This is a genomic window from Burkholderia sp. PvR073, from assembly GCF_054055695.1.
In genome coordinates, this window is sequence record NZ_JBSRXO010000019.1 from 60,556 (window position 1) to 82,094 (window position 21,539).

Here is a 21,539-nt window from a genome sequence, read left to right on the forward strand (position 1 = left end):
TGAATCGAGCTGCTCAGTTATTAAAACCGAGGTGGCTGCCGCGGATCGCGAGTGGGTACCGAGACGCGTTCGACATCTTTTCCGACACGTTGCATCTCGGCCGCCACGGGGACGTGCGCCGCATCAACCATTCTCGCCCCTAAGCTACGCCTGCCGTACGACGACATCCCAAGCGGTATGACACGCTTGCCCCGGTAGGGTGAGCGCGCGCAGCACCACGCGGTCGCCGCGCGTCACCGACAGTTTGCCGTTGCATGGCACCTGCAACGATCGCACTTCACCGTTTTGCTCCAGCTGTGCCCGCGGAGCCGATGGTTGGCCGCTCAGATGCGACAGCGAGATATCGATCACGGCTCGTTCGTGCAGCACTTCGAATTCGAGCTTGTGCGCCGCCCAGGCATTGAACGCAACGCCTTGCGGGTGTCGAAACGAACTGCCGGCAGCGAGGCGCGGGACATTGGGCAGCATGTCCTCATGCGCCGCGACGAAGGCCAGACCGCTGGCGGAGAATCGTTCTAAGCACTGCGAATCGAGTTCGGCGGGTTGTTCTCGAACTGCGGATTCGGGAGCGAGCGCAAACGCCTGCCCGAGTGCGATTGCATGGTCCGCTTCGCGAGCCAGATATCGCCAGCGATTCAGGTAGCGCACATCGCCAGTCATGTGCAAACCGCGGATCGGTTTGCCCTGATATTCGAGCAGGATCCGAGCCGTATCGAAATCATGTCGCTCGTGAAGGCCCCATTTCGTGACGAAATTCTGCTCGCAGCCGACGAGTCGAACATGCCCGAGGCCGCCCCAAAGATGCAGGAACGTCGTATCCAGTCCATAGATCGCCTGGAAATCCTGCCCGATTCGTCCGGCCTGTGCCCGAACGTGTTGCGCGAACTGCGCCCAGGCGATGCGCCCGCCGACAACAAGCCCGGCCTGTAGCGGATGTCCCAATCGGTCGAGCACGTCCTGTGCGCACTGGTGCGTCAGCGCGTCTCTCCGCTCTCCTATGATCGGTGACATGACGAATGCGCAGAAATGCGCGTCGGGCGCGACGTGGAGATGATCATCGTCGGGTACGACATCGAAGATGTCGAAGCTCGGGCCCGGGAACCAGATATCGGCATCGTAGAGGGCAAGCGTCTTGAGTTCCGGATCGGCGTCGAAGATTGCCGCCGCCGATATGTAGCGATCCCATGGCAGGTCGCCGGTGCCCACACTGGTGTAGACCTCGATGCCGTTCGCCACCAACAATGCTTGCTTTTTCGCGGACAGGCCGTAACCGATGACGCCAATGCGACCGCGATAGTCCGTCGCACGCAGCGATACGATGAAGGGAATGACCATCTCGTACCAGGCCTGCGTGTTGTCGTCGATCGCGAAGGCGACGAGATGGTGGCGGCTGGTCTCGTTGTTGTCGGGCATGTTCGTGCGTGTGGTGATGGACGGGTAGTTTCGTGTTTCGAATAGGTCCGGTCCGGCTGGCGTTTTTATGCGTTACGTTAATTATTCTGCAGTAGTCGCATATGCTTGCCCACCATTCGATAATGAGGGGAGTCAATTCAATGACGCTGTTGGCATTTTCGTTCGTAGAGTAAACGATGCTCGATTGAAATTGAAGGCGTTCGTGTAGATGCGCTGTTTGGTGCGTGCGTCATGTCGGTGCCATTTCAAGGGGAGCGCATTTTTGACCGACACGAGATTGATGCTGCAAATGAGTCCGACGACGGCACTGCGGCCGGCGCCGGCATTCGGCAATGGCCACCGTCAATGGCAACCGTCACGGTCGACAAACATCGCGCTATTGCCAACGGCTGGCTGCGTCGCGCGGTCGACGAAATCCGCGTGATGCACCTCTATGACGACGAACGCCGGCGCATCGCGACAGATCTTCTGAGGTTCGAGCGCAGGTACGACAACGCCCGCTTTCGCGGTATGTATCGAGCGAAACATCAATCCAGCTTTCACGCGAGAGCACCCATTCAAGCGCTCGGCGTCTCTCGGTCACTACACCTGTTCGAGACTGCAGCGTGATGAATAGCCTGCAGCGACGACGCCCCATGCCGCATCCAGCGCCCTCCCCCTGTCACACTACCCGACAGCGTGGCCATGCCCGGATTGCCAAGCCCGTCGCCCGCCTGTCACGCCGCACCTGCCGTGTACACCACCGCGACAACGGCCGCCACGATCGCAATGATCGATACGAACCAGCCGACAGTCACGCACTCCGATTCCACTCAAACACGTCGGGCGTCACCCCGACACCCGTTGAGCCAAAATTCCCTACCGAACGACGCTTCACAGCGGCAAAAATAAGACCCGCACGCGAGGTTGGATGCGCGTATGATGAATTTGCCCGAGTGCACGTAAGCGGCTTGACTGCTCACCCCGCCCCCGCCCCTCTCTCGCACGTGTCGTTGCCCCTTTCGCGTCACCCGCCACGCCTTGGCGATCCGGGAAGAATGGGCTCATCCTCACGGTTCGTCGCCACGAGCGCCAGCAGGTCGTGACGAGTTTTCGCAGCTCAGCGAACAAAAATTTCAAATCCTAAATGGAAGGTGGCAATCATGAGCTGGTACTGCGATGTGGAGCACGAGTTAGCCAATATCAGGCGATCGATCGGACTGCTTGAGAAGACGCAACACGCCTTCGTCAACCGATCGTCCGTCAACGATCCAGCGTATTGGCGAGTCAAGCTCAACAAACTCCGCACGCGATTCGAGCGAAACAAGGTTCTCGAACTCCAGATGGATGAGCTTTTCGCCCGCCTCCAGCGAATCCAGGATTCGAGCTTCCGCAAATAGGAGTTTGCCGCGCGCGTGCGGGCACTCGACAGTCGCGGCATCCACCCTGTATGACCCGGGAGCAACATCATGATTGACGCCAACCCGAACAGCACCTTTCGGCACCTGCCGCTCACATTCGAACAAGACGCAGAAATTCGTCACTACATCAAGCGGAAAAGTCAAAAAGGCGAACCATGGGACACGCCGGAGCTGGCGACGATGCTTCGGGACATGCTCGATCCCCCTCCGAACGACGACGAGGAGCCGGAGGCCGACATCGAAGAAACGAAATTGGCCTGCGAGTATGCGTTGGCTTCGGTCGACGAAGCGATGGAACCCGTTTCCGCAAGCGAAGAGCGACATGCGGCAATGGAAAGCGAAGAGATGAAGCGCCCGTGACAGTAGCGCGCCGCGATGGCCGAAGAAGCGGCGCTACCGTTATTCACGTTCAGCCAGATTGAGCGGCCAGCCATTCCTCCGCCCACTTCGTCGCATACGCAACTGCGTCATCACGCACATCGAAGCCAGCCAGGTCGCCGCTGGCGTGCACTTCTCTCTCATCGCCGTCCTCCAGAATCGTGACGATCCTCACATGCGCGATGAATTCTCCATCAGCCCTGCGCGGCGTCGGATCGATTCGGAGCCGCGTCGAATTGAAGAGCATTTGCCCCTCCGTGGCCAGTTGCCGCGAGCCGTGCTGCCGCAGCAGCAGCGCAGGAACGCGCGTCAGACCTTGAGCATTGAACCGCATTGCGGCGTGAACGGGGAGCACGTCGCCGACGGTCGTTTGCATTCACCGCGAACGCTAGCCTCGCACAGGTTGATCAACGTCAACGGACAAGCAGAAGTTCAGTGCGCCCATCGACGACCATGACGTTCGATCGCCGCCACGACGACATTGAGCACATGGCGAGCAACACCCTCGTCAGTCATGCCCGCGTCGAGGTACTGGCGAACCTTCATGCTCTGCGATTGACGGGAGCCGTTCTCATTGTCCATCACGAAAATATTGGCACTCCCGGCATCAGCCATCAATACAACGTGAATCGTCTTGCCGCACGCAATCGCTTGCATATTCAGGGTCACCATGGACGAGCCTGGTTGAGTCATTCGGATCTCAAGTATGCTCGCCAACATCCAGTCGTATTCGCCTATAAACCCCTCCTTTCCAGTCGTTTCATCGGCGATTCGTACCCAGTGAGCACTTTCGGCTTATACGCACGACTGCATCGGCTCGATGTTGTTGTTCGTACGGATCTCCATGCGTAGAACGTCTGGTGGGCCCCGTTTTCGACCGGCACGCTAGGTCCGTCGAACATACCGCTCCGACACGACTGAGCGCTGCTGGATCCATGCGACGGCAAGCTCCAGCGCTTCATTGCGTGCCTCCTGCGCATTGGCGAAGTCTCCATCGACGCCGAGCGTGCGTGTTTCCCCGGCCCGGTCGGTGACGATGGCCGATGCTGCGTAGCGGCCACGTTCGGTGACGGTTACCACCGGCCGGACCTCGCAGCCGTGATACTCCATGACATTGTCCGTTTGCATATGACACCTCCTGCAGTGCATTGCGCATGGCTTGGGCGCGGGACACCGGTCATGCGCGAGTGCGTCACACGTCGGCTGTCACCGCCGCGAGTCCCGGCGCGCGACGAACAGCTTGTCGTCGAGATCGCGCAGCCATTCAGCCTGCGCGTCCAGGCAACACGAGAACCGTTGTCCGGCTACTCGGCGCGAAAGACATCTCCATGCTTCCTCACCCGCCGTTGCCAGCGGTCTGCCGGCTGCGGCGTGGTGTGTCGCTCGGGTGCAGCGCATCGAGGAACGTTTTGCCCTTCTCGGTCAGGTATGCGCGGCGTGCACCTGCGGCGCAATGTTCCAGCATGACCAGTTGGCGTTCAAACAGTGCGTCGAGCTCGGCGCGATTCATATCGATCTGGTCCGGCGCCTGGCGAACCAGCATCAAGGTCGCAAATTCGTGTGGGCTGAGCATTTCCGTCTCCCATAAGACATCGTCCCAATGCAGGGGCACGGTGCAGAAAACGATGCGTCGTGCAGGCCGTATATAGAAAGGCGGCGCTGCCATGCGCCGCGGCGCGCTCACGCAAGGAAGCGCGCCACCGAGCCCGTGTCATCGAGACAGCCGGCGCGTACTTTGGCCGTTTGCACACGTCGCTGATCGTCAGCACCCCCTCGTCAAGCGATCCATCGGTCGCTACCGGGTCGAGCCCCGACAGCGATCGCGGTGATCTCGACGCTGTCGTCGGTGCGGCCGATGTGGAGAAAAGAGTTCGCTGCGCATCGCGCGCAGGCGCGCGGGAAAGCCCGCAAGGACGCTGGTCATCTGCCGGTGCAGGCGGTCGAATTCGCCCAGCAGATTTGTGCTGAAGAAAAGATCGCTCATGACTGGCTCCTTGAAACCGGGGCCTCTCACGAAGAACGAACCGGACCACGCGCTCCAGTTCGCCCGTCCGTGGAAAAGCTCCGCCGACAAACAAATCGAAACACGCGGCGCTTATCGCGACTGCCTGAGCGATGCATAAAATAGCGCAAGCAACGGAAATTTCAAGAGGCCCTGCAACATGTCACCCGGGAGGCTTCATGGTCCTTTTCGATACGCTTCGGGAACAGATGGACAGCGTGCGCATGCCGCTCTTTGCCGTCACGGTCACGGCGGCCGCACAGGTGAATACCCCGCTCTTCGCGATACTCCACTGGCATGGATTCCGGCGCGCGACACCGCTCGTGCTGCCCGGCGTCGAGATTCCACCGCGGCCGGTTCCGGGCTCGGCTGTCCAGATCGATACACCTTGGCACAGCGTCGAGACCGTGGACGCCATGCTGCTCGATGCCGCCTGGCAATCAGGCGCATGGGATGTCGAGCGCGTCGAGCGGCGCGGCTGCAACGTGATCGGCGCCAGCGCTGCCGAGGCGCTCGCTTGCCGTCAGGCGTTCGGCGACTATGGCGAGAACGCGGCCCACTCCCCGCAGCTTCTCGCTGACGAGACCGATCGCGACGAGCTGATGCAGCTTGCCGCGCGCCGAGGCTACGTGCGCTGGCTGTTCCGGCCCGTCAGGGGAGGCCTGTGGCGCACGCTCGATGAGCCGGACGACACCCTGGACGCCGATGGCGGACGCCAGCCGCCCTGTCCTGTGCCGCCTGAGCCCCGCCGCCCGGATGGACGCGGCCGCACGGTTTATCGCCTGGGCAAGGTCCATCGCATCCTGCTGCCGCGCTGAAACAATTTGTTACAAAGAGCCTTTTTTACGCCCCTTGAAGGGCGCGATGGGCGCCTCTATTTCGCATTCCGCCAGACAGTGGTGCGGCTGCCCGGCGGCGACTCTTACGTCAGTCAGGACGCCCGGCAACCGGATTCCTTTTTCGTGAACCTTTAATCGCTCAGGAGATGAGAATGCAGATTCGTCCCCTCTACGACCGGGTAATCGTCAAGCGAATCGAGACGCAGCGGACGACGGCCTCGGGCATCGTGATTCCCGACTCGGCCGCGGAAAAGCCCGAGCAGGGTGAAGTCGTCGCGGTCGGCAGCGGCCGGCTGCTGCAGGATGGAACGCTGCGCGCGCTCCAGGTGAAAGTCGGTGACCAGGTTCTCTTCGGCAAATACGCAGGCCAGACCGTCAAGGTCGATGGCGACGAACTCCTCGTCATGCGTGAGGAAGACGTCATGGGCGTCCTCGAGTCCGATACCGGCGCGTCCCGCAAGGCCGCCTGACATCCTGAGCCGGTCGCGAACACCCGACGGGTTGTTCGCGCCGCGTTGAGTCAACGACTACTATCCGGAGCAACAACATGAGTGCAAAAGACGTCAAATTCCATGACAGCGCCCGCGCCCGCATCGTCAAGGGCGTGAACGTCCTCGCCGATGCCGTGAAGGTGACGCTTGGGCCGAAAGGCCGCAACGTGCTGATCGAGCGCAGCTTCGGCGCACCCACCATCACGAAGGATGGCGTATCGGTCGCGAAGGAAATCGAGCTGAAGGACCGCTTCGAAAACATGGGCGCGCAGATCGTCAAGCAGGTCGCATCGAAGACCGCGGATGTGGCCGGCGACGGCACGACCACGGCCACCGTGCTCGCGCAGGCGATCGTGCAAGAAGGCATGAAGCACGTCGCCGCCGGCATGAATCCGATGGACCTCAAGCGCGGCATCGACAAGGCCGTGGCCGCCGTGCTCGACGAGTTGCGCAAACTGTCGAAGCCGATTTCCACGAACCGGGAGATCGCGCAGGTGGGCTCGATCTCGGCGAACTCGGACGACGCGATCGGCAAGATCATCGCCGACGCCATGGAGAAGGTCGGCAAGGAAGGCGTCATCACGGTCGAGGATGGCAAGTCGCTCGAGAACGAGCTGGATGTGGTTGAAGGGATGCAGTTCGACCGCGGCTACGTCAGCCCCTACTTCATCAACGATCCGGAAAAGCAGGCCGCGTATCTGGACGACGCGCTGATCCTGTTGCACGACAAGAAGATTTCGAACATCCGGGATCTGCTGCCGGTTCTCGAGGCGACCTCCAAGGCGGGCAAGCCGCTGCTGATCGTGGCGGAAGACATCGACGGCGAAGCGCTGGCCACGCTCGTGGTCAACGCGATGCGGGGCATCCTGAAGGTTGCGGCCGTCAAGGCGCCCGGTTTCGGCGACCGGCGCAAGGCCATGCTGGAGGACATCGCGATCCTCACTGGCGCGACCGTCATCTCGGAAGAAACCGGCAAGCAACTGCAGAAGGCCTCGCTCGACGATCTCGGCCGCGCGAAGCGCGTCGAGGTCCGCAAGGACGACACGATCATCATCGACGGCGCGGGCGACGAGCAGCACATCGAGGCGCGCGTGAAGTCGATCCGTACGCAGATCGAGGAAGCCACGAGCGACTACGATCGCGAGAAGCTGCAGGAACGCGTGGCGAAGCTCGCCGGAGGTGTAGCCGTCATCAAGGTCGGCGCGGCCACCGAAGTCGAAATGAAGGAGAAAAAGGACCGCGTCGACGATGCGCTGCACGCCACACGCGCGGCGGTCGAGGAAGGTATCGTGCCGGGTGGTGGCGTGGCGCTTCTGCGTGCGCGTTCGACGGCGACGAGCCTGAAAGGCGCCAACAGTGATCAGGACGCCGGCATCCAGATCGTGCTGCGCGCGCTCGAAGCACCGCTGCGCGTGATCGCGTCGAATGCCGGGGACGAGCCGTCCGTCGTCATCGCGAAGGTGCTCGAAGGCACGGGCAACTTCGGCTACAACGCGGCCACCGGCGAGTATGGCGATCTGGTCGAGGCCGGTGTGGTCGATCCGACCAAGGTCACGCGCACGGCACTGCAAAACGCCGCATCGATTGCCGGGCTGATCCTGACGACGGATGCAACGGTGGCCGATGCGCCGAAGGACGAAAAGCCTGCGCAGGCCACCGCACCGGAGCTCGAGTACTGACCTGCGGGTCTTGCACGCGCCGGCAGCAGTCGCGGCCGGCGCAGCGCGTTCGGCGCCGCAAACTGTTCCTGTCTTGCGGCGCCGCTTTTTGTGGTGGAGCGGCCATGAAACTGAAGCTGAACATCGATTCGAAACCGCTGGACGTCGATATCGACGACGTCGTGGCTGGACTGCTGGCGGTCCGCTTGGATCTGCCTGCAACCGCTGATCACCAGGACGCCCTCACCCGCTATCTCAGCGAGAAGGGCGCGCCCTGGATACTCGACGAGGAACACATGCGTCGACGCATCCTTCGCCGGCTGATTCTGGATATCGCCGATCCGGCACTCGTGATTCGTCATCTCATGGCGGACGAGTGAGCCGGACGGGTCGATTCCGAAGCGCGGGGAGTGATATCAGCCGATATCGATCGTGCGACTCGTGAACCTGGCCGGTTCTGATTTCGGCACGGTCAACGTGAGGACACCGTTGTCGAACTTTGCCAACGTGTGCTCGGGGTCGGCGTTGTCCGGCATCGGGATCGTGCGCGTGAAGCTTCCATGCGCGCGCTCCAGCCGGTAGCAGCCGTTTTCCTCACTGTGCACATCCTGCTTTTTCTCGCCGCGCAGCACGATTGCCCCATCCTCGACGCTCACCTTCAGATCTTCGCGCTCCATTCCGGGCAGTTCGGCGGTGACGCGCAGCACCGGCCCTTCATCGACGACGTCGATGCGCGGCTGGAAACGCGATGAACTGAAGTCGCCGAACCAGCGTTCGAGCGCGCCGCGGCCAGCAAACGGGTCATGAAAGAATTCCTCCATTGCACCCCATGATTCGCGCGAGAACAGGCGCGAAATGTCAGGCCACGCGGCGCGCCATGGCTCGCCTGCCGATGCGTTTTCCGGATCTCCCGCATCAGACTTGCGGGCAGCGCCGCGAAGAAACTTGAAGGGGTTCCACTTTTTCGGATCGGTGTTCATTGCATCCTCCGATTCAGCTTCAATCTGGTTTGAGCCGCGGGCAGCCCATCGGGTAGCGAGCGCGCGCCGCGCTTTGCCCTGTTCCCTGTTACGCGGCGGCGGAGGCACCCGTGCTGCACCGCGGCGGCTGGCGCCTCAGTTGGTCTTGATTTCGATGCGTCGTGGACGCGCTTCGTCGCGGCGTGGGATCGTCAGCTTCAGCACCCCGTCCTGGAGGCTCGCCTCGATCCTGGACGTATCGAAGTCCGCCGACAGCGTAAATGTGCGAGCAAAATGCGGCTGACGGACCTCGGCATGCTGCAGCCGCAGGTTTTGCGGCGTCGGCACCATTGCCTCGGCCTCGATCAGGAGGCTGCTGTCGTGAACCTTGACGTCGAGCTTGTCCTTCGTGACGCCGGGCAAATCGGCCCACAGCGTGACGCCCTGGCTGTCCTCGTATACGTCGACGGCCGGCACGAGTGTCACCCGGCGCGCGGACTGTTCGGTTCCGCCACGTGCGACGGCAGACGAGTCCCGTTCCGTCAGTTGGGTCGTGTCTTTCATGATCGGCTCCTCGTATTACTGGACAGTGATGGCGCGCGGCTTGGACGATTCGCGCTTGCCGACGCTGATCAACAGACAGCCGTTTTCGTAGCGCGCCTGAACCTTGTCGGGATCGGCGGCTTCGGGCAGCTCGATGACGCGCCGGAACATGCCGATAAAGCGCTCCTGCGCATAGGTTCGCCGCTCGCTGTCGGTATCGGGTTGGGGCGATTTGCGTTCACCGCTGATGCTCAGCAGCCCCTTGTCGATCGACACATCGAGCGTGCCGGCATCGACGCCGGGCGCGAACGCGACGATCTCGATCGAATCGTCTGTCGCGCCGATATTGACCTGGGGGAAAGTGCCGAAACGGCTCGCGCGGATGCTGGACGGAAAACCGCCGAAGAGTTGCGCCATCTGCTGCTGCAGGCGGTCGAACTCGCTGAAGAGGTCGGTTCCGAAGTAGAGATCGCTCATGATCACATCCTCCTCGATTGCAGCATGGAGGCGAACGGGCCTACGCGCTCCAGTTCGCCTGCCACACTGCTGGCAAACAAATCGAAACACGCAGCGCGCGGAATGAAGCGACCCACGCGTCTGCCTGAGCGAAACTTAAGATAGGAATTCTGCGGAAAATTTCAAGGGGGTGGTGGCGGTTTTTTGCGCCTGAAATCTTTGCTCGAGCGCCTATAAGCCGCGGGTCGGAACCCTTTCGTCTGACTATTATCCGGGCCAGATCTCAGCGGCCTTCTCGGTACTCAACTGCCCACGCCAGGCATGAAGAAAAACCGGCGTCGGTTAGCGGCCCGAACGAGTATTCAGTCGCAGCGATGAGGCCGCCATTTCGTCCGGATGAGCCCGTGGCGTGACCGGAGAAACCTCACCCCTAACTCGAATTCAACATGCTCGGTCGTTAAAGCAGAGGCACTGGCGCTCGGTCGGGCCCGGCACGCACTCGTGGACGAAACAGGCACCCATGTCGGGCACCGGCTCGGAAGGAAATATGGCGGCAATGTGAAGGCCGACAGTCGCAGGATGCCCGTCATCCCGCAGTTCTCTCTACAACAACGACAATTGGCCCGACAGGCTCGCACGAGCGCCGTGTTCGCTTTCGCCTTCCTGCTCCGATGGGCCCGGTCGGTCTGCGGACTGAATGTTCCCATTCCGCGCCGCATTCCCGCCGTCCGGCCGATATTTGCGCGCCCACGCGGTGCCAAGCACATCGGAGGAGAACACAACACCCGGCGCAATCTGAACAAGCTCGCTCATCTGCGGCTCTTCCTAGGCGGACTGAACGTCGAAGTGCGCAGCAGCGTAGCGCGCACTGCAATTCCACACTTCAGCGGCATTCCGGATGAAGGTGGCCCATCCATTCTCCACGATCAATTCGGCGTCCGGAAATACGTCGCCGTGTCCCATCGCCCTGGCAGCAAAGATCGTCCGCTCACGACACGTCGCCCGGTATTTCCCATCGGGTAGCGTTGACGGCATCGGACTCAACCGTCGACCCCTTTCACTGCTCGATCAAAAACCGGTCACGGTTCTTCGCGCCTGCAATCCAATGCGGCGGCTTGCCGCGCCCGCTCCACGTCGCGCCCGTTTTCGGATCGCGATACTTTGGTGCGACCGGCGCGCGGGTGGCGCTCGACGGAGCGGCACGGCGTCGCCCGAAAAGTTGTTCGGGCGTGATGCCATATTCGGCAATCTGCTCACGCATCGTCGTGATAAGGCTTTCCAGTTCGGCGAGCCGCGCTGCTTCCGCTTTCTGTGCCAGCGCTTCTGCCTGTGCTTTAAGTTCGAGGTAGGTAGCCATGGATATGAAAGGATTCCTTGAAATTTGGAAAGTGGTCCAACAGCCCCTCTATGTCGAGGCAAAAGGCCGTCGACATTATATTCGCGGCAGTGGTGACAATCGATAGCGATCGATTTCTGCAGTATGCCCTATCGGGTTTATATAAATCAAACTGAATCCGGAAGCGGTGTAGTCGCTTTATAGGAATATCCGCCTTTTCGCCGCGTAAGCGATCCGGTCGCCGGGTGTCCGGCGTCGGAGGCTGCGATGGCTGCAACGGAACGGATCATGATGGCGACGCGACAGGCTCGTCGGCTGGTCGCTGGAATGCGGACCTCAAGATCCCATGTCGAGACGGTGTGCAAATCCCGTGACTGCCCCAAGCCGAGAAGCCGGTTATGCGCGCGATCGTGCGTTCGTCGCGCATGTCCCTCACGTCGCGCGCCGCGGCCCCGCGCGATCGCCACCGGCATGTGCTGGACATCGGTAGGCGCGCCATTACATCAACGGAAAATGATTCTGACGTGTAACGCCGTGCGAACGGCCGGGGGCCTCCGGTCACCGGAAGCCCCCGGCGCGACGCCGACATCGGATTCGCAGCCCGTCGCGGGCTGCGCGTCACACTCTGGCGTTGCCCGTCAAAGCGCGTTCGGCGCCGCCCTTCCGTCAAGCACCGCGGCGACGTTATCGAGCGCGGTAAAACCCATCTGGTCGCGTGTCTCGATCGTCGCGCTGGCCATGTGCGGCGACAGAAACACATTGTCGAGCGCGGCGAAACGCGGATCGATATCGGGCTCGTTCCGATAGACGTCAAGCCCCGCGCCGAACAACCGATGCGACGTCAACGCCTCGTGGAGCGCATCCTCGTCGACGAGGCTCCCGCGCGCCGCGTTGACGAACACCGCACCGTCACGCATCAGGCCGAACGCGCGGCGCGTCATCAACGGCGTGCCGCCGCCCGGCACGTGCAGCGTGAGGATGTCGCACTGCGGCAGCAGCGTGTCGAGATCCGCGCAATAGCGGGCGCCCGCCTCGACCTCGGGCGGCGCCGGCCGCCTGTCGGTATAGACGATCTTCATTCCGAAGCCGCGTGCGCGCTGCGCGACCGCGCGGCCGATCCGGCCGAAGCCGACGATCCCGAGCGTCTTGCCGTTCACGCGCGTGCCGAGCATGTCGGTCATGCCGAACGACTTGCCCCACCCCGCGCGCACGATGCGCTCGTACTCCGATGCACGCCGGCACGCGGCCAGAATCAGCAGCATCGTGAAATCGGCCGTGCAATCGGTCAGCGCGTCGGGCGCGTTGCTGACCACGATCCCGCGCTCGCGCGCGGCGGCCACATCCAGGTGGTCGTAGCCGGCGCTCGCGTTCGCGATGATCTTCACGCTCGGCGGCAATGCCGCGATGTGCTCGGCCTGCAGCCCCGATTTCTTGCCGATCAGCACCGCCGGCGTCGCGTAGCGGTTGCAGAACTCGACGACGGACGGTGCATCCATGTCGGCGTCCGTCACGTACGCATGGAATTCGGCTTCGGCACGTGCGGCCACGGCCGCGGGAACCCGTCGCGCTACCAGCAGGCGGGGGCGATTGTTGTCAGGCATGGTCTCGTCCTTGGGTCGGAAAACGAAGCACAGCCTACGAAGCGCGCTCGGCGCGGGTCAATATTGATTGATCCAATCAATATGTCCGTGCTGCATCGCGCTGCCGGCTTCCCGGGGCGGTTCCGGTGCGGCGCCTCATGCGCATCCCCCGCGCAGGCCCGGGAACGACGTGCCCGCGAACTCAGGAAAACCCTGACGCCGCCCCGACGCGACGGGGCGCTTGATATTGATTGAAAGAATCAAGATTGCTGGAGAATCGCCGCCGCGCAATGCTTTTTGCATGTTCAACGGACGGAAGACGAGGTCGTGAAAATGCAGGCACGGAAAAAAATCGCGGCAGTGACGGGCGCCGGCACGGGAATCGGCCAGGCAGCGGCCGTCGCGCTGGCGCGAGCCGGATTCGGCGTGGCATTGCTCGGCAGGCGCATCGAGCCGCTGCTGGCGACGAAGGAGATCATCGAGCAAGCCGGCGGGGTGGCCGCGGCGATTCCGACCGACGTCGCTGACGAGGCGTCGGTGGACGCAAGCTTCGCGCGGATCGAACGCGAGTTCGGGCATCTCGACGTGCTGTTCAACAACGCCGGCCGCAATGCCGGCGCCGTGCCGCTCGACGACTACTCGCTCGAATTCTGGAACGCCGTGGTCGCGACCAACCTGACCGGCGTCTTCCTGTGCGCACGCGCCGCGTGGCGCCAGATGAAGCGCCAGACTCCGCAAGGCGGCCGCATCATCAACAACGGTTCGATCTCGGCGCACTCGCCGCGCCCGAACACGATCGCGTACACGGCCACCAAGCATGCCGTCCTCGGCATCACCCGTTCGCTCGCGCTCGACGGCCGGCCGTTCAACATCGCGTGCGGCCAGATCGACATCGGCAACGCCGCCACGTCGCTGACCGAGCGCATGAACAGCGGCGTGCTGCAGGCCGACGGCCGCGTCGCGCCCGAGCCGCGCGTCGACGTCGCGCACGTCGCGGACGCCATCGTGCAGATGGCGTGCCTTCCGCTCGAAGCCAACATTCTGAACATGACGATCATGGCGAGCGCGATGCCGTATGTCGGGCGCGGCTGACCCGACGATCGCCGGCGCGGATGACGACACCGCGCCGGCCCCCCCATCAGGAGACAGGAGACAACATTGAAAACCGCAGAAGAACAGGTTTCGGTCATGCGCGAGTTCGGCGCGCACGCGGACGTCGCCAGAAGGTCGCGAGTGCGCTATGGCGTGCTGTCGATGCTGCTGGTGGCGACCATCCTCAACTACGTCGACCGCTCGGCGCTCGGCATCGTCGCACCGGCGCTGTCGAAGGATCTCGCGCTTACCCGCGTCCAGATGGGCGAGCTGTTCGCCGTGTTCGGCCTCGCCTACTCGATCGCGCTGGTGCCGGCGGGCGTGCTCGCCGACCTGCTCGGCTCGCGCGTCGCCTATGCGCTGTCGCTGGTCGGCTGGTCGCTGGCGACGCTGACTCAGGGGCTCGCGCACGGCTATCACATGCTGCTCGGCTCGCGGCTGGCGATGGGTGCGCTGGAGGCGCCGGCCTTTCCGTCGAACGCCCGCGCGGTGACGATGTGGTTCCCGGTCCAGGAGCGCGGCTTCGCGACCAGCGTCTATGTGATGGGTCAGTACATCGGCACGCCGCTCTTCACCGGGCCGCTGCTGTGGATCTCGTCGGCGTTCGGCTGGCGCGCCGTGTTCTTCGCGACGGGCGGCTTCGGCATCCTGTTCAGCCTCGTCTGGTACCGGCTCTATCGCGATCCGTCGCGGCATCGCAGCGTCAACGCGGCCGAGCTGCAGTACATCACCGAAGGGCGCCCTGTCGTGACCGCACGCGAGCGCTTCGACTGGCGCATGGCGCTGCGCCTGCTCGGCTACCGGCAGATCCTCGCGATCTGTCTCGGCAAGTTCTGCAACAACACGCTGCTGGTGTTCTTCACGACCTGGTTCATGACCTACCTGGTCGAGGAACGGCACATGTCGATGATCAAGGTCGGCTTGTTCCAGGCGATGCCGTTCGTCGGCGCGACGCTGGGGATCCTGATCGCCGGCTACTTGTCCGATCTTTGCATCCGGCGCGGCGTGTCGATGTCGTCGTCCCGCAAGGCGCCGCTCGTGATCGGCACCTTCCTCGGCGCGTCGATCGTGCTGGTCAACTTCGTGCACTCGAACGCGCTGGTGATCGCGATCCTGACCGTCGCGTTCTTCGCACAGGGGATCGGCTCGATGTCCTGGGCCGCCGTATCCGAGATCGCGCCGAGACGCTATGTCGGGCTCACCAGCAGCATCACGAGCCTCGCGGCCAATATCGCGGCCGTCACCACCCCGCTGATGATCGGCTATGTGACCCAGCACACCGGCAACTTCTTCTGGGCGCTGAACCTGATGGGTGCGATCTGCCTCGTCGGCACGCTGTCGTACTCCGTGCTGCTCGGCAAGCTGTCGCGCATCGAGCTCTGAGTGCGTTCGCATCCCTTGACCGGCCGCCGCGGCGGCTCAACCCCATCCGGCCCACGATCATGATCGAATTCAAATGGGATCACCTGCAACTCTGCTCGGCTGACGCCGAGGCCACCGCGGCGTGGTTCGCGCGCTGCCTGAACGCCGAAATCGTGCGGCGCCCCGGCCGCGTCGACCTGCGGATCGGCACCATCAACCTGTTCATCACGGCCCTGCCCGACGCGCGACCGGCCGCCGTGCCCGACGGCGCACGCGCCCAAGGCATCGATCACTTCGGTGTGCTGGTCGAGGATCTCGATGCCGCGTACGCACACCTGGTCGAGCACGGCGCCGAGGTCGTCCAGCCGGTGACGCGGATCCGCGCCGGCGTGCGCGGCTGTTTCGTGCGCGCACCGGGCGAGATCCTCGTCGAGGTGCTCGAGCGGCGCCCGGCCGAGATGACATCGAGCTGAACGCGGTCTATAGTCGGCACAAGCGGCCGGGCACCGGCCGCGTCCTCATCACGACTCCCCATGCACAACTGGATCACCCTGACGGAAGCCGCGCGGCGGCTCGGCGTGCGGGCGCAGACCGTCTACGCGTATGCGAGCCGCGGCAGCATCGCCGTGATGCAGGATCCCGACGATCCGCGCAAGAGCCTGTATCGCGCCGAGGACGTGATCGCGCTGTGCCGCAAAAAACAGGTCGGCCGCAAGCGTGCGGCGCTGGCGGCGAGCACGATCTTCGGCGCCGAGCCGTGCATCCCCAGCGGCATCACCACATTCTCCAAGGGCCGTGCGTGGTATCGCGGCCGCGACAGCATTCAACTGTCGGACACCGCCACGCTCGAGGAAACGGCCGCGCTGCTCTGGCAAGCCACCACGCCCGTGACGTTCGACGCGCCCGCGGTTGCATTGCCGGCCGGCGAACGTGATCGCCAGTGCGCGTTCACGATGCTTGCCACGTTGGCGGCGCACGGCCACTCGACGCTCGGCCGGCTCGACAGCGCGCTGCACACCGAGGCCGGCCAGCTCGTCGCGATCGTCGCGCGCGCGTTCGGCGCCCAAGACGATGGGGGCCTGCCGTGGACCCACCAGCGGCTCGCGGCGGGCTGGGGCCTGGACGGTCGCGGCGCGGACCTGCTGCGCCGCGCGATGGTGCTCGTCGCCGATCACGAGATCACGAGTTCGGCGTTCGCCGCGCGCATCACAGCATCGACCGGCGCGTCGCTCGCGGGCTGCCTGCTGACCGGGCTCGCGACGCTGTCGGGCCCGCTGCACGGCGACGCGTCAGGACGCGTGCGCGCGGTGTTCGACGACGTGGAACGGCTCGGCGCCGCGCACGTGGTCGATCATCACCTGAAGTCCGCGATCCCGATTCCCGGCTTCGGTCATCATCTCTACCCCGACGGCGACCCGCGCGCGGCCGCGTTGCTCGCGCGGCTCGATCCGCCGGCGGAACTGGCGCGCTTCATCGACAAGGTGACGACGCTCACCGGCCAGCGGCCGACCATCGATGTCGCGCTCGCGATGCTGTCGGTGCAGCTTCGGTTGCCGCGCGATGCGGCTTTCGGGCTGTTCTCGATCGCGCGCAGCGTCGGGCTGCTGGCCCACTGCATCGAACAGCTGCGCGTGGGCAAGGTGATCCGGCCGCGCAGCCGCTATACAGGACCGGCGCTCGACGAGCGGCATCTGCTTCCCAAGGCCGAAGACGACGGCAAACTGCCGAAAGCCGGCGTGATCGAGAAGAACCGGGTGTTCAAGATCGTGGATTGACCGCGGCTGCGATGGAGATGGACCGCGCAGCATCGATGCGGCCTTTTCGATTCGTCACGGTTCCGATCGAAGCCTGGCATCCGGCATCACGATCCGACGCGTAGGCGCATGAAGTGCGGGCGGCCGACGGGGCGTTGAACCGACGGACGGGTCATGGGTAGTGCGTACACCGGCGATACGCCCCTATAACCGACGCGTTTCACGGCTGAAACATTTTCGATACCGGATCCGGCCCCGTGCCGACCGCGATTCCGAATCTGCAGTAGCGTGAGCGCCTTCTGCAGTGCGCCATTGCTGGCACGTCGGCACGGAATCGCACGACCCTCGCGCAGCCGCAACGTATCAGACCTGAAACCAAACCGGCATTCGGATACCGCCGTCGGTCGGCGCATGCCCGCCTCCGCCCCGCCGGGCGCGCCAGTCGCCGCATCTGGCCCGCTCCTTGCTGTTGCTCCGACGCAAACACAAGCAGTCACAAGCAGTCGCACAAGCGACGAACAGCACATAAACAATCGGGGTGAGGCATGAACAAGACGGAGCGCTTGACGGCGGCAATATGCGCGCGCGGCGGGCTGCCGCACCGGTCGGACCGTCACCAGGCCGGCGGCGTGCTGTAATGCAGGCCGCCGCTACGCAAGCCGCTGCCGCGGCCGGGGAGCCGTGCGCCACGCACGGCTGGAATCTGCCGCACGGATCGGGTGTCGAAGACGATCCGTTGCTGGGCTGCCTGCTCGTGCTGACGCGGCTGTTCGACCGGCCGGTGGGCGTCGACACGCTCGTGGCCGGCCTGCCGCTCGCCGGCCGGCGCCTCACCCCGGCCCTGTTCGTGCGGGCCGCGGCGCGCGCCGGCCTGTCGGCCAAACTGGCCCGACGCGCGTTGCCCGACATCCCGGATGCGGTCCTGCCCGCGGTGCTGCTGCTCAACGACGGCCAAGCCTGCGTGCTGGTTCGCCGCAATGCGGACGGCACCCTGCAGGTGATCCTTCCTGAAACCGGCATCGGCGAGGAAGCCGTCGACGCGGCCGAACTCGCGCAACGCCACGCCGGCCACGTGCTGTTCGCGCGCCCGGCCCACCGATTCGATGCACGCGACACGGAAAGCGTCGTGCCGCGCCCGCGCCACTGGTTCTGGGGCGTGGTCGCGCAATCGTGGCCGATCTATGCGGAAGTGATGCTCGCGTCGACGCTGGTCAATCTTTTCGCGCTGGCGATGCCGCTGTTCACGATGAACGTCTACGACCGCGTCGTGCCGAACCGCGCGCTCGAGACGCTGTGGGCGCTGGCGGCCGGCATCGCGCTCGTGATCGTGTTCGACGTCGTGATGCGCACGTTGCGCGGCTATTTCATCGACGTGGCCGGCAAGAAGATCGACGTGATCCTGTCGGCAAACCTGTACGAGAAAGTACTCGGCATCCGGATGGCGGCGCGGCCGCCGTCCGTCGGCGGGTTCGCTTCGCAGATCCAGGAATTCGAAGCCGTGCGGGAATTCCTCACGTCGGCGACCGCGGCGGCGCTGATCGACCTGCCGTTTTCGATCGTGTTCGTCGTGGCGATGTTCTGGGTCGGCGGCGGGCTCGGCTGGCTGCCGCTGCTGGCATTGCCGCTCGTGATCGGCGCGGGCGTGGCCGTGCAGGGGCCGCTCGCGCGGGCCGTGCAAGCCAGCCAGCGCCACGCGAGCCAGCGTCAGGCCCTGCTGATCGAAACGCTGGTCGGCCTCGAGACGATCAAGGTCAACGGCGCGGAAGGACCGATGCAGGCGCGCTGGGAGCAAATGCTTGGCGAGATCGCACGGCTCGGGCTCAAATCGCGCCTGCTGTCGGGTTGCGCGGTCAATTTCGCGATGTTCGCGCAGCAGGCGGCCTATCTCGCGGTGGTCCTGTGCGGCGTATACATGATCGGCGACGACCGGCTCACGACCGGTGGTCTGATCGCCTGCACGATCTTCACCGGCCGCGCGCTCGCGCCGATGGGTCAGGTCGCGTCGCTGCTGACTCGCTACCACCAGTCGCGCAGCGCGCTGGCGTCGATCGACGGCGTGATGAACCTGCCCGGCGAGCGTCCGGCCGAGCAGCGCTTCGTCCATCGGCCGGCACTCAGCGGCGAGATCGAATTCCGCAACGTCGGCTTCGCCTACCCCGGCCAGAGCGGCGTCTCGCTCGAAGGCGTGTCGTTCCGCATCGCCGCGGGCGAGCGCGTCGGCATCATCGGGCGCGTCGGCTCGGGCAAGACCACGATCGAAAAACTCGTCCTCGGTCTCTACCCGCCTTCATCCGGCAACGTGCTGATCGACGGCGTCGAACTGCGTCAGTACGATCCTGCCGCGCTGCGGCGCGGGATCGGTCACGTGCCGCAGGACGTGATGCTGTTCAACGGCACCGTGCGCGACAACATCGTGCTGGGCGCGCCGGGCGCGGACGACGACGCCGTGTTGCGCGCCGCGCAGGTATCCGGCGTCGCGGACTTCGTCAACCGTGTGCCGAACGGCTTCGACCTCGCGGTGGGCGAACGCGGCGAAGCGTTGTCCGGCGGGCAGCGCCAGGCCATCGCCATCGCCCGCGCGATGCTGCTGTCGCCGCCGGTGCTGTTGCTCGACGAGCCGAGCAGCGCGATGGACAACCGGTCGGAAGAGCTGTTCAAGGCCCGTCTGTCGGTCCAGCTCGCCGGCCGCACGCTGCTGCTGGTCACGCACCGTCCGTCGCTGCTCACGCTCGTCGACCGCCTGATCGTGATGGATCAGGGCCGCGTCGTCGCTGACGGCCCGAAGGACCAGGTCCTCGCGGCTCTTGCAGGGAGGAAGCTCCATGTCGCTGCTGGCTGAACCCGACGGCGCCGGCGCGCCGACGACGCAACGCATCGCCGCGCTCAAGGCGCTGCGCGGGCGCATCGGCGCCGCGCTGAAGCCGCGCGCCGACGATACCGCGTTCATGCGCGAACGCTGCGCGGCCGCGATGGAGGGGCCGCGCTACTTCACCCACTGGATCCTGTGGGCGACGCTCGCGTTCATCGTCATCGCCCTCCTGTGGGCCGCGTTCGCCGAAGTCGACGAAGTCACCGTCGGGGAAGGCAAGGTGATCCCGTCCAGCCGCGTGCAGGTGGTGCAGAACCTGGAGGGCGGGATCGTCTCCGAGATCATGGTGCGCGTCGGCCAGGTCGTCCAGAAAGGCCAGCCGCTGATGCGCATCGACGATACGCGGTTCACGTCGTCGTACAAGGAAGGACAGGCGAAGGATGCCGCCCTCCTCGCCCGCATCGCGCGGCTGAGCGCCGAAGCGAACGGCGCCGCGTTCGTCGTGCCGGCCGCCCTGGCACGCGCGAACCCGGGCCTGCTGGACGAGGAACGCTCGCTGTTCGAGTCGCGTCAGCACGAATTGCAGGCCAATCTCGACGTGCTCCGGCAACAGGCCGAACAGCACCGGCAGGAGCTCGCGGAAAAGCGCTCGCGCGAGGGGCAGTTGCAACACAGCTACGCGCTCGTCGCGAAGGAACTGGCGTTGACGAGCCCGCTCGTGGAAAAAGGCGCGGTGTCGGACGTCGAGGTGTTGCGGCTCGAGCGGCAGGCGACCGACATGAAGGGCGACCTCGATGCGACGCGGCTCGCGATGCCGCGGCTGGAAGCCGCCTATCGCGAGGCGCGCCAGAAAATCGACGAAACGACCGCGCATTTTCGCGCCGACGCGATGAAGGAACTGAATCTCGCGCGCGCCGATCAGTCGGCGCTGAGTGCGGCCAACGTCGCGCTCGAGGATCGCGTCACGCGCACGCTCGTGCGCGCGCCGCTGAAAGGGATGATCAAGCAGATCAAGATCAACACCGTGGGCGGCGTGATCCAGCCGGGGATGGACCTGCTGGAAATCGTGCCGCTCGACGACACGCTGTTGATCGAAGCACGCGTGCGGCCGGCGGACATCGCGTTCCTGCATCCGGGGCAGGACGCGACGGTCAAGCTGTCCGCGTACGACTTCTCGATCTATGGCGGCTTTCCCGCCGTCGTCGAGGACATCAGCGCCGACACGATCGTGCCGGACCGTCCCGGCGAGAAACCGGACAGCTATTACCGCGTACTGGTGCGCACCCGGCAAAGCAAGCCGAGCGGCCGGAGCCAGCCGGTCGCGATCGTGCCGGGCATGATCGCGACCGTCGACATCCGCACCGGGCGCCGTACCGTACTGCATTACTTGCTCAAGCCCGTCATCAAGACCAAGGAAATGGCGTTGCGCGAGCGCTGACACGAGAACCGGTTTGCAGTTCGTCGGGC

25 protein-coding genes are annotated in these 21,539 nt (G+C 64.5%); 13 read left to right on the forward strand and 12 right to left on the reverse strand.

The genetic code is table 11. From position 1 onward, the window contains the following. Positions 1-144: 144 nt before the first annotated feature. The gene (locus ACVK00_RS32710) at positions 145-1,413 is read right to left on the reverse strand and encodes a hypothetical protein (RefSeq protein WP_284901360.1); all 1,269 of its coding nucleotides are present in this window, start codon (positions 1,411-1,413) and stop codon (positions 145-147) included. 231 nt (positions 1,414-1,644) lie between these two features. On the opposite strand from ACVK00_RS32710, the gene ACVK00_RS32715 reads away from it, so the two are divergent. Next, a complete protein-coding gene (locus ACVK00_RS32715; RefSeq protein ID WP_284901358.1) occupies positions 1,645-2,022 on the forward strand; it encodes a hypothetical protein in 378 nt (125 codons plus the stop codon). Positions 2,023-2,585: 563 nt separating this feature from the next. On the opposite strand, the gene ACVK00_RS32720 is transcribed toward ACVK00_RS32715, so the two are convergent. Then, positions 2,586-2,837, reverse strand: a complete 252-nt coding sequence (locus ACVK00_RS32720; RefSeq protein WP_435521291.1) for a hypothetical protein — start codon at positions 2,835-2,837, stop codon at positions 2,586-2,588. A gap of 24 nt (positions 2,838-2,861) precedes the next feature. Here ACVK00_RS32720 and ACVK00_RS32725 point away from each other — a divergent pair, with 24 nt between their 5' ends. Beyond that, complete coding sequence (locus tag ACVK00_RS32725) at positions 2,862-3,173, forward strand: hypothetical protein (RefSeq protein WP_284901354.1); 312 nt, start codon at positions 2,862-2,864, stop codon at positions 3,171-3,173. Between the two features lie 49 nt (positions 3,174-3,222). On the opposite strand, the gene ACVK00_RS32730 is transcribed toward ACVK00_RS32725, so the two are convergent. The 5 genes from ACVK00_RS32730 to ACVK00_RS32750 form a co-directional block, all read right to left on the reverse strand. Continuing rightward, positions 3,223-3,438 carry a hypothetical protein gene (locus ACVK00_RS32730; RefSeq protein ID WP_284901445.1) on the reverse strand — a complete coding sequence of 72 codons (216 nt, stop codon included), beginning with the start codon at positions 3,436-3,438 and terminating at the stop codon, positions 3,223-3,225. Between the two features lie 185 nt (positions 3,439-3,623). Then, complete coding sequence (locus tag ACVK00_RS32735) at positions 3,624-3,863, reverse strand: hypothetical protein (protein WP_228910119.1); 240 nt, start codon at positions 3,861-3,863, stop codon at positions 3,624-3,626. 213 nt (positions 3,864-4,076) lie between these two features. After that, positions 4,077-4,319, reverse strand: coding sequence for a hypothetical protein (locus ACVK00_RS32740; protein ID WP_228910120.1), 243 nt, complete (start codon positions 4,317-4,319; stop codon positions 4,077-4,079). Between the two features lie 208 nt (positions 4,320-4,527). Further along, the gene (locus ACVK00_RS32745; RefSeq protein WP_166723120.1) at positions 4,528-4,764 is read right to left on the reverse strand and encodes a hypothetical protein; all 237 of its coding nucleotides are present in this window, start codon (positions 4,762-4,764) and stop codon (positions 4,528-4,530) included. A gap of 222 nt (positions 4,765-4,986) precedes the next feature. Then, positions 4,987-5,175, reverse strand: a complete 189-nt coding sequence (locus ACVK00_RS32750; protein WP_284901350.1) for a hypothetical protein — start codon at positions 5,173-5,175, stop codon at positions 4,987-4,989. A 197-nt stretch (positions 5,176-5,372) separates the two neighbouring features. On the opposite strand from ACVK00_RS32750, the gene ACVK00_RS32755 reads away from it, so the two are divergent. The 4 genes from ACVK00_RS32755 (at position 5,373) to ACVK00_RS32770 (ending at position 8,561) form a co-directional block, all read left to right on the forward strand. After that, positions 5,373-6,011, forward strand: a complete 639-nt coding sequence (locus tag ACVK00_RS32755; protein WP_284901348.1) for a diguanylate cyclase — start codon at positions 5,373-5,375, stop codon at positions 6,009-6,011. A gap of 173 nt (positions 6,012-6,184) precedes the next feature. Beyond that, positions 6,185-6,502 carry a co-chaperone GroES gene (locus ACVK00_RS32760; RefSeq protein WP_006759515.1) on the forward strand — a complete coding sequence of 106 codons (318 nt, stop codon included), beginning with the start codon at positions 6,185-6,187 and terminating at the stop codon, positions 6,500-6,502. A 77-nt stretch (positions 6,503-6,579) separates the two neighbouring features. Then, entirely contained in the window at positions 6,580-8,202 is a 1,623-nt protein-coding gene (gene groL, locus ACVK00_RS32765; RefSeq protein ID WP_284901345.1) for a chaperonin GroEL, read from the forward strand. Positions 8,203-8,306: 104 nt separating this feature from the next. After that, positions 8,307-8,561, forward strand: coding sequence for a hypothetical protein (locus tag ACVK00_RS32770; protein ID WP_228910126.1), 255 nt, complete (start codon positions 8,307-8,309; stop codon positions 8,559-8,561). 36 nt (positions 8,562-8,597) lie between these two features. Here ACVK00_RS32770 and ACVK00_RS32775 read toward each other — a convergent pair whose 3' ends face one another. From ACVK00_RS32775 to ACVK00_RS32785, 3 genes are all read right to left on the reverse strand, one after another. Further along, complete coding sequence (locus tag ACVK00_RS32775) at positions 8,598-9,161, reverse strand: Hsp20/alpha crystallin family protein (RefSeq protein WP_284901343.1); 564 nt, start codon at positions 9,159-9,161, stop codon at positions 8,598-8,600. A gap of 135 nt (positions 9,162-9,296) precedes the next feature. Further along, positions 9,297-9,704: an Hsp20/alpha crystallin family protein gene (locus ACVK00_RS32780; RefSeq protein ID WP_284901341.1), complete on the reverse strand. Its 408-nt coding sequence runs from the start codon at positions 9,702-9,704 to the stop codon at positions 9,297-9,299. Positions 9,705-9,719: 15 nt separating this feature from the next. After that, complete coding sequence (locus tag ACVK00_RS32785) at positions 9,720-10,160, reverse strand: Hsp20/alpha crystallin family protein (protein WP_284901339.1); 441 nt, start codon at positions 10,158-10,160, stop codon at positions 9,720-9,722. A gap of 480 nt (positions 10,161-10,640) precedes the next feature. Between ACVK00_RS32785 and ACVK00_RS32790 the strand changes: the two genes are divergently transcribed. Continuing rightward, positions 10,641-11,162: a hypothetical protein gene (locus ACVK00_RS32790; protein WP_350227455.1), complete on the forward strand. Its 522-nt coding sequence runs from the start codon at positions 10,641-10,643 to the stop codon at positions 11,160-11,162. A 34-nt stretch (positions 11,163-11,196) separates the two neighbouring features. Here the strand turns inward: ACVK00_RS32790 and ACVK00_RS32795 are convergent, their stop codons facing one another. Then, a complete protein-coding gene (locus ACVK00_RS32795; RefSeq protein WP_166723131.1) occupies positions 11,197-11,496 on the reverse strand; it encodes an H-NS histone family protein in 300 nt (99 codons plus the stop codon). A 617-nt stretch (positions 11,497-12,113) separates the two neighbouring features. Next, entirely contained in the window at positions 12,114-13,076 is a 963-nt protein-coding gene (locus ACVK00_RS32800) for a 2-hydroxyacid dehydrogenase (protein WP_284901337.1), read from the reverse strand. A gap of 312 nt (positions 13,077-13,388) precedes the next feature. Between ACVK00_RS32800 and ACVK00_RS32805 the strand changes: the two genes are divergently transcribed. The 6 genes from ACVK00_RS32805 (at position 13,389) to ACVK00_RS32830 (ending at position 21,510) form a co-directional block, all read left to right on the forward strand. Further along, positions 13,389-14,147 carry an SDR family oxidoreductase gene (locus tag ACVK00_RS32805; protein ID WP_284901335.1) on the forward strand — a complete coding sequence of 253 codons (759 nt, stop codon included), beginning with the start codon at positions 13,389-13,391 and terminating at the stop codon, positions 14,145-14,147. A 96-nt stretch (positions 14,148-14,243) separates the two neighbouring features. After that, positions 14,244-15,530: an MFS transporter gene (locus ACVK00_RS32810; RefSeq protein ID WP_284901442.1), complete on the forward strand. Its 1,287-nt coding sequence runs from the start codon at positions 14,244-14,246 to the stop codon at positions 15,528-15,530. Between the two features lie 59 nt (positions 15,531-15,589). Further along, on the forward strand, positions 15,590-15,982 hold the full coding sequence (locus tag ACVK00_RS32815; RefSeq protein ID WP_284901334.1) for a VOC family protein: 393 nt from the start codon (positions 15,590-15,592) through the stop codon (positions 15,980-15,982). Between the two features lie 60 nt (positions 15,983-16,042). Continuing rightward, positions 16,043-17,284, forward strand: coding sequence for a citrate synthase family protein (locus tag ACVK00_RS32820; RefSeq protein WP_284901333.1), 1,242 nt, complete (start codon positions 16,043-16,045; stop codon positions 17,282-17,284). 616 nt (positions 17,285-17,900) lie between these two features. Continuing rightward, positions 17,901-20,102, forward strand: a complete 2,202-nt coding sequence (locus ACVK00_RS32825) for a type I secretion system permease/ATPase (RefSeq protein ID WP_284901331.1) — start codon at positions 17,901-17,903, stop codon at positions 20,100-20,102. Then, positions 20,086-21,510, forward strand: a complete 1,425-nt coding sequence (locus ACVK00_RS32830) for an HlyD family type I secretion periplasmic adaptor subunit (RefSeq protein WP_228910134.1) — start codon at positions 20,086-20,088, stop codon at positions 21,508-21,510. Before ACVK00_RS32825 ends, ACVK00_RS32830 begins: the two co-directional genes overlap by 17 nt. The last annotated feature ends 29 nt before the right edge of the window (positions 21,511-21,539 follow it).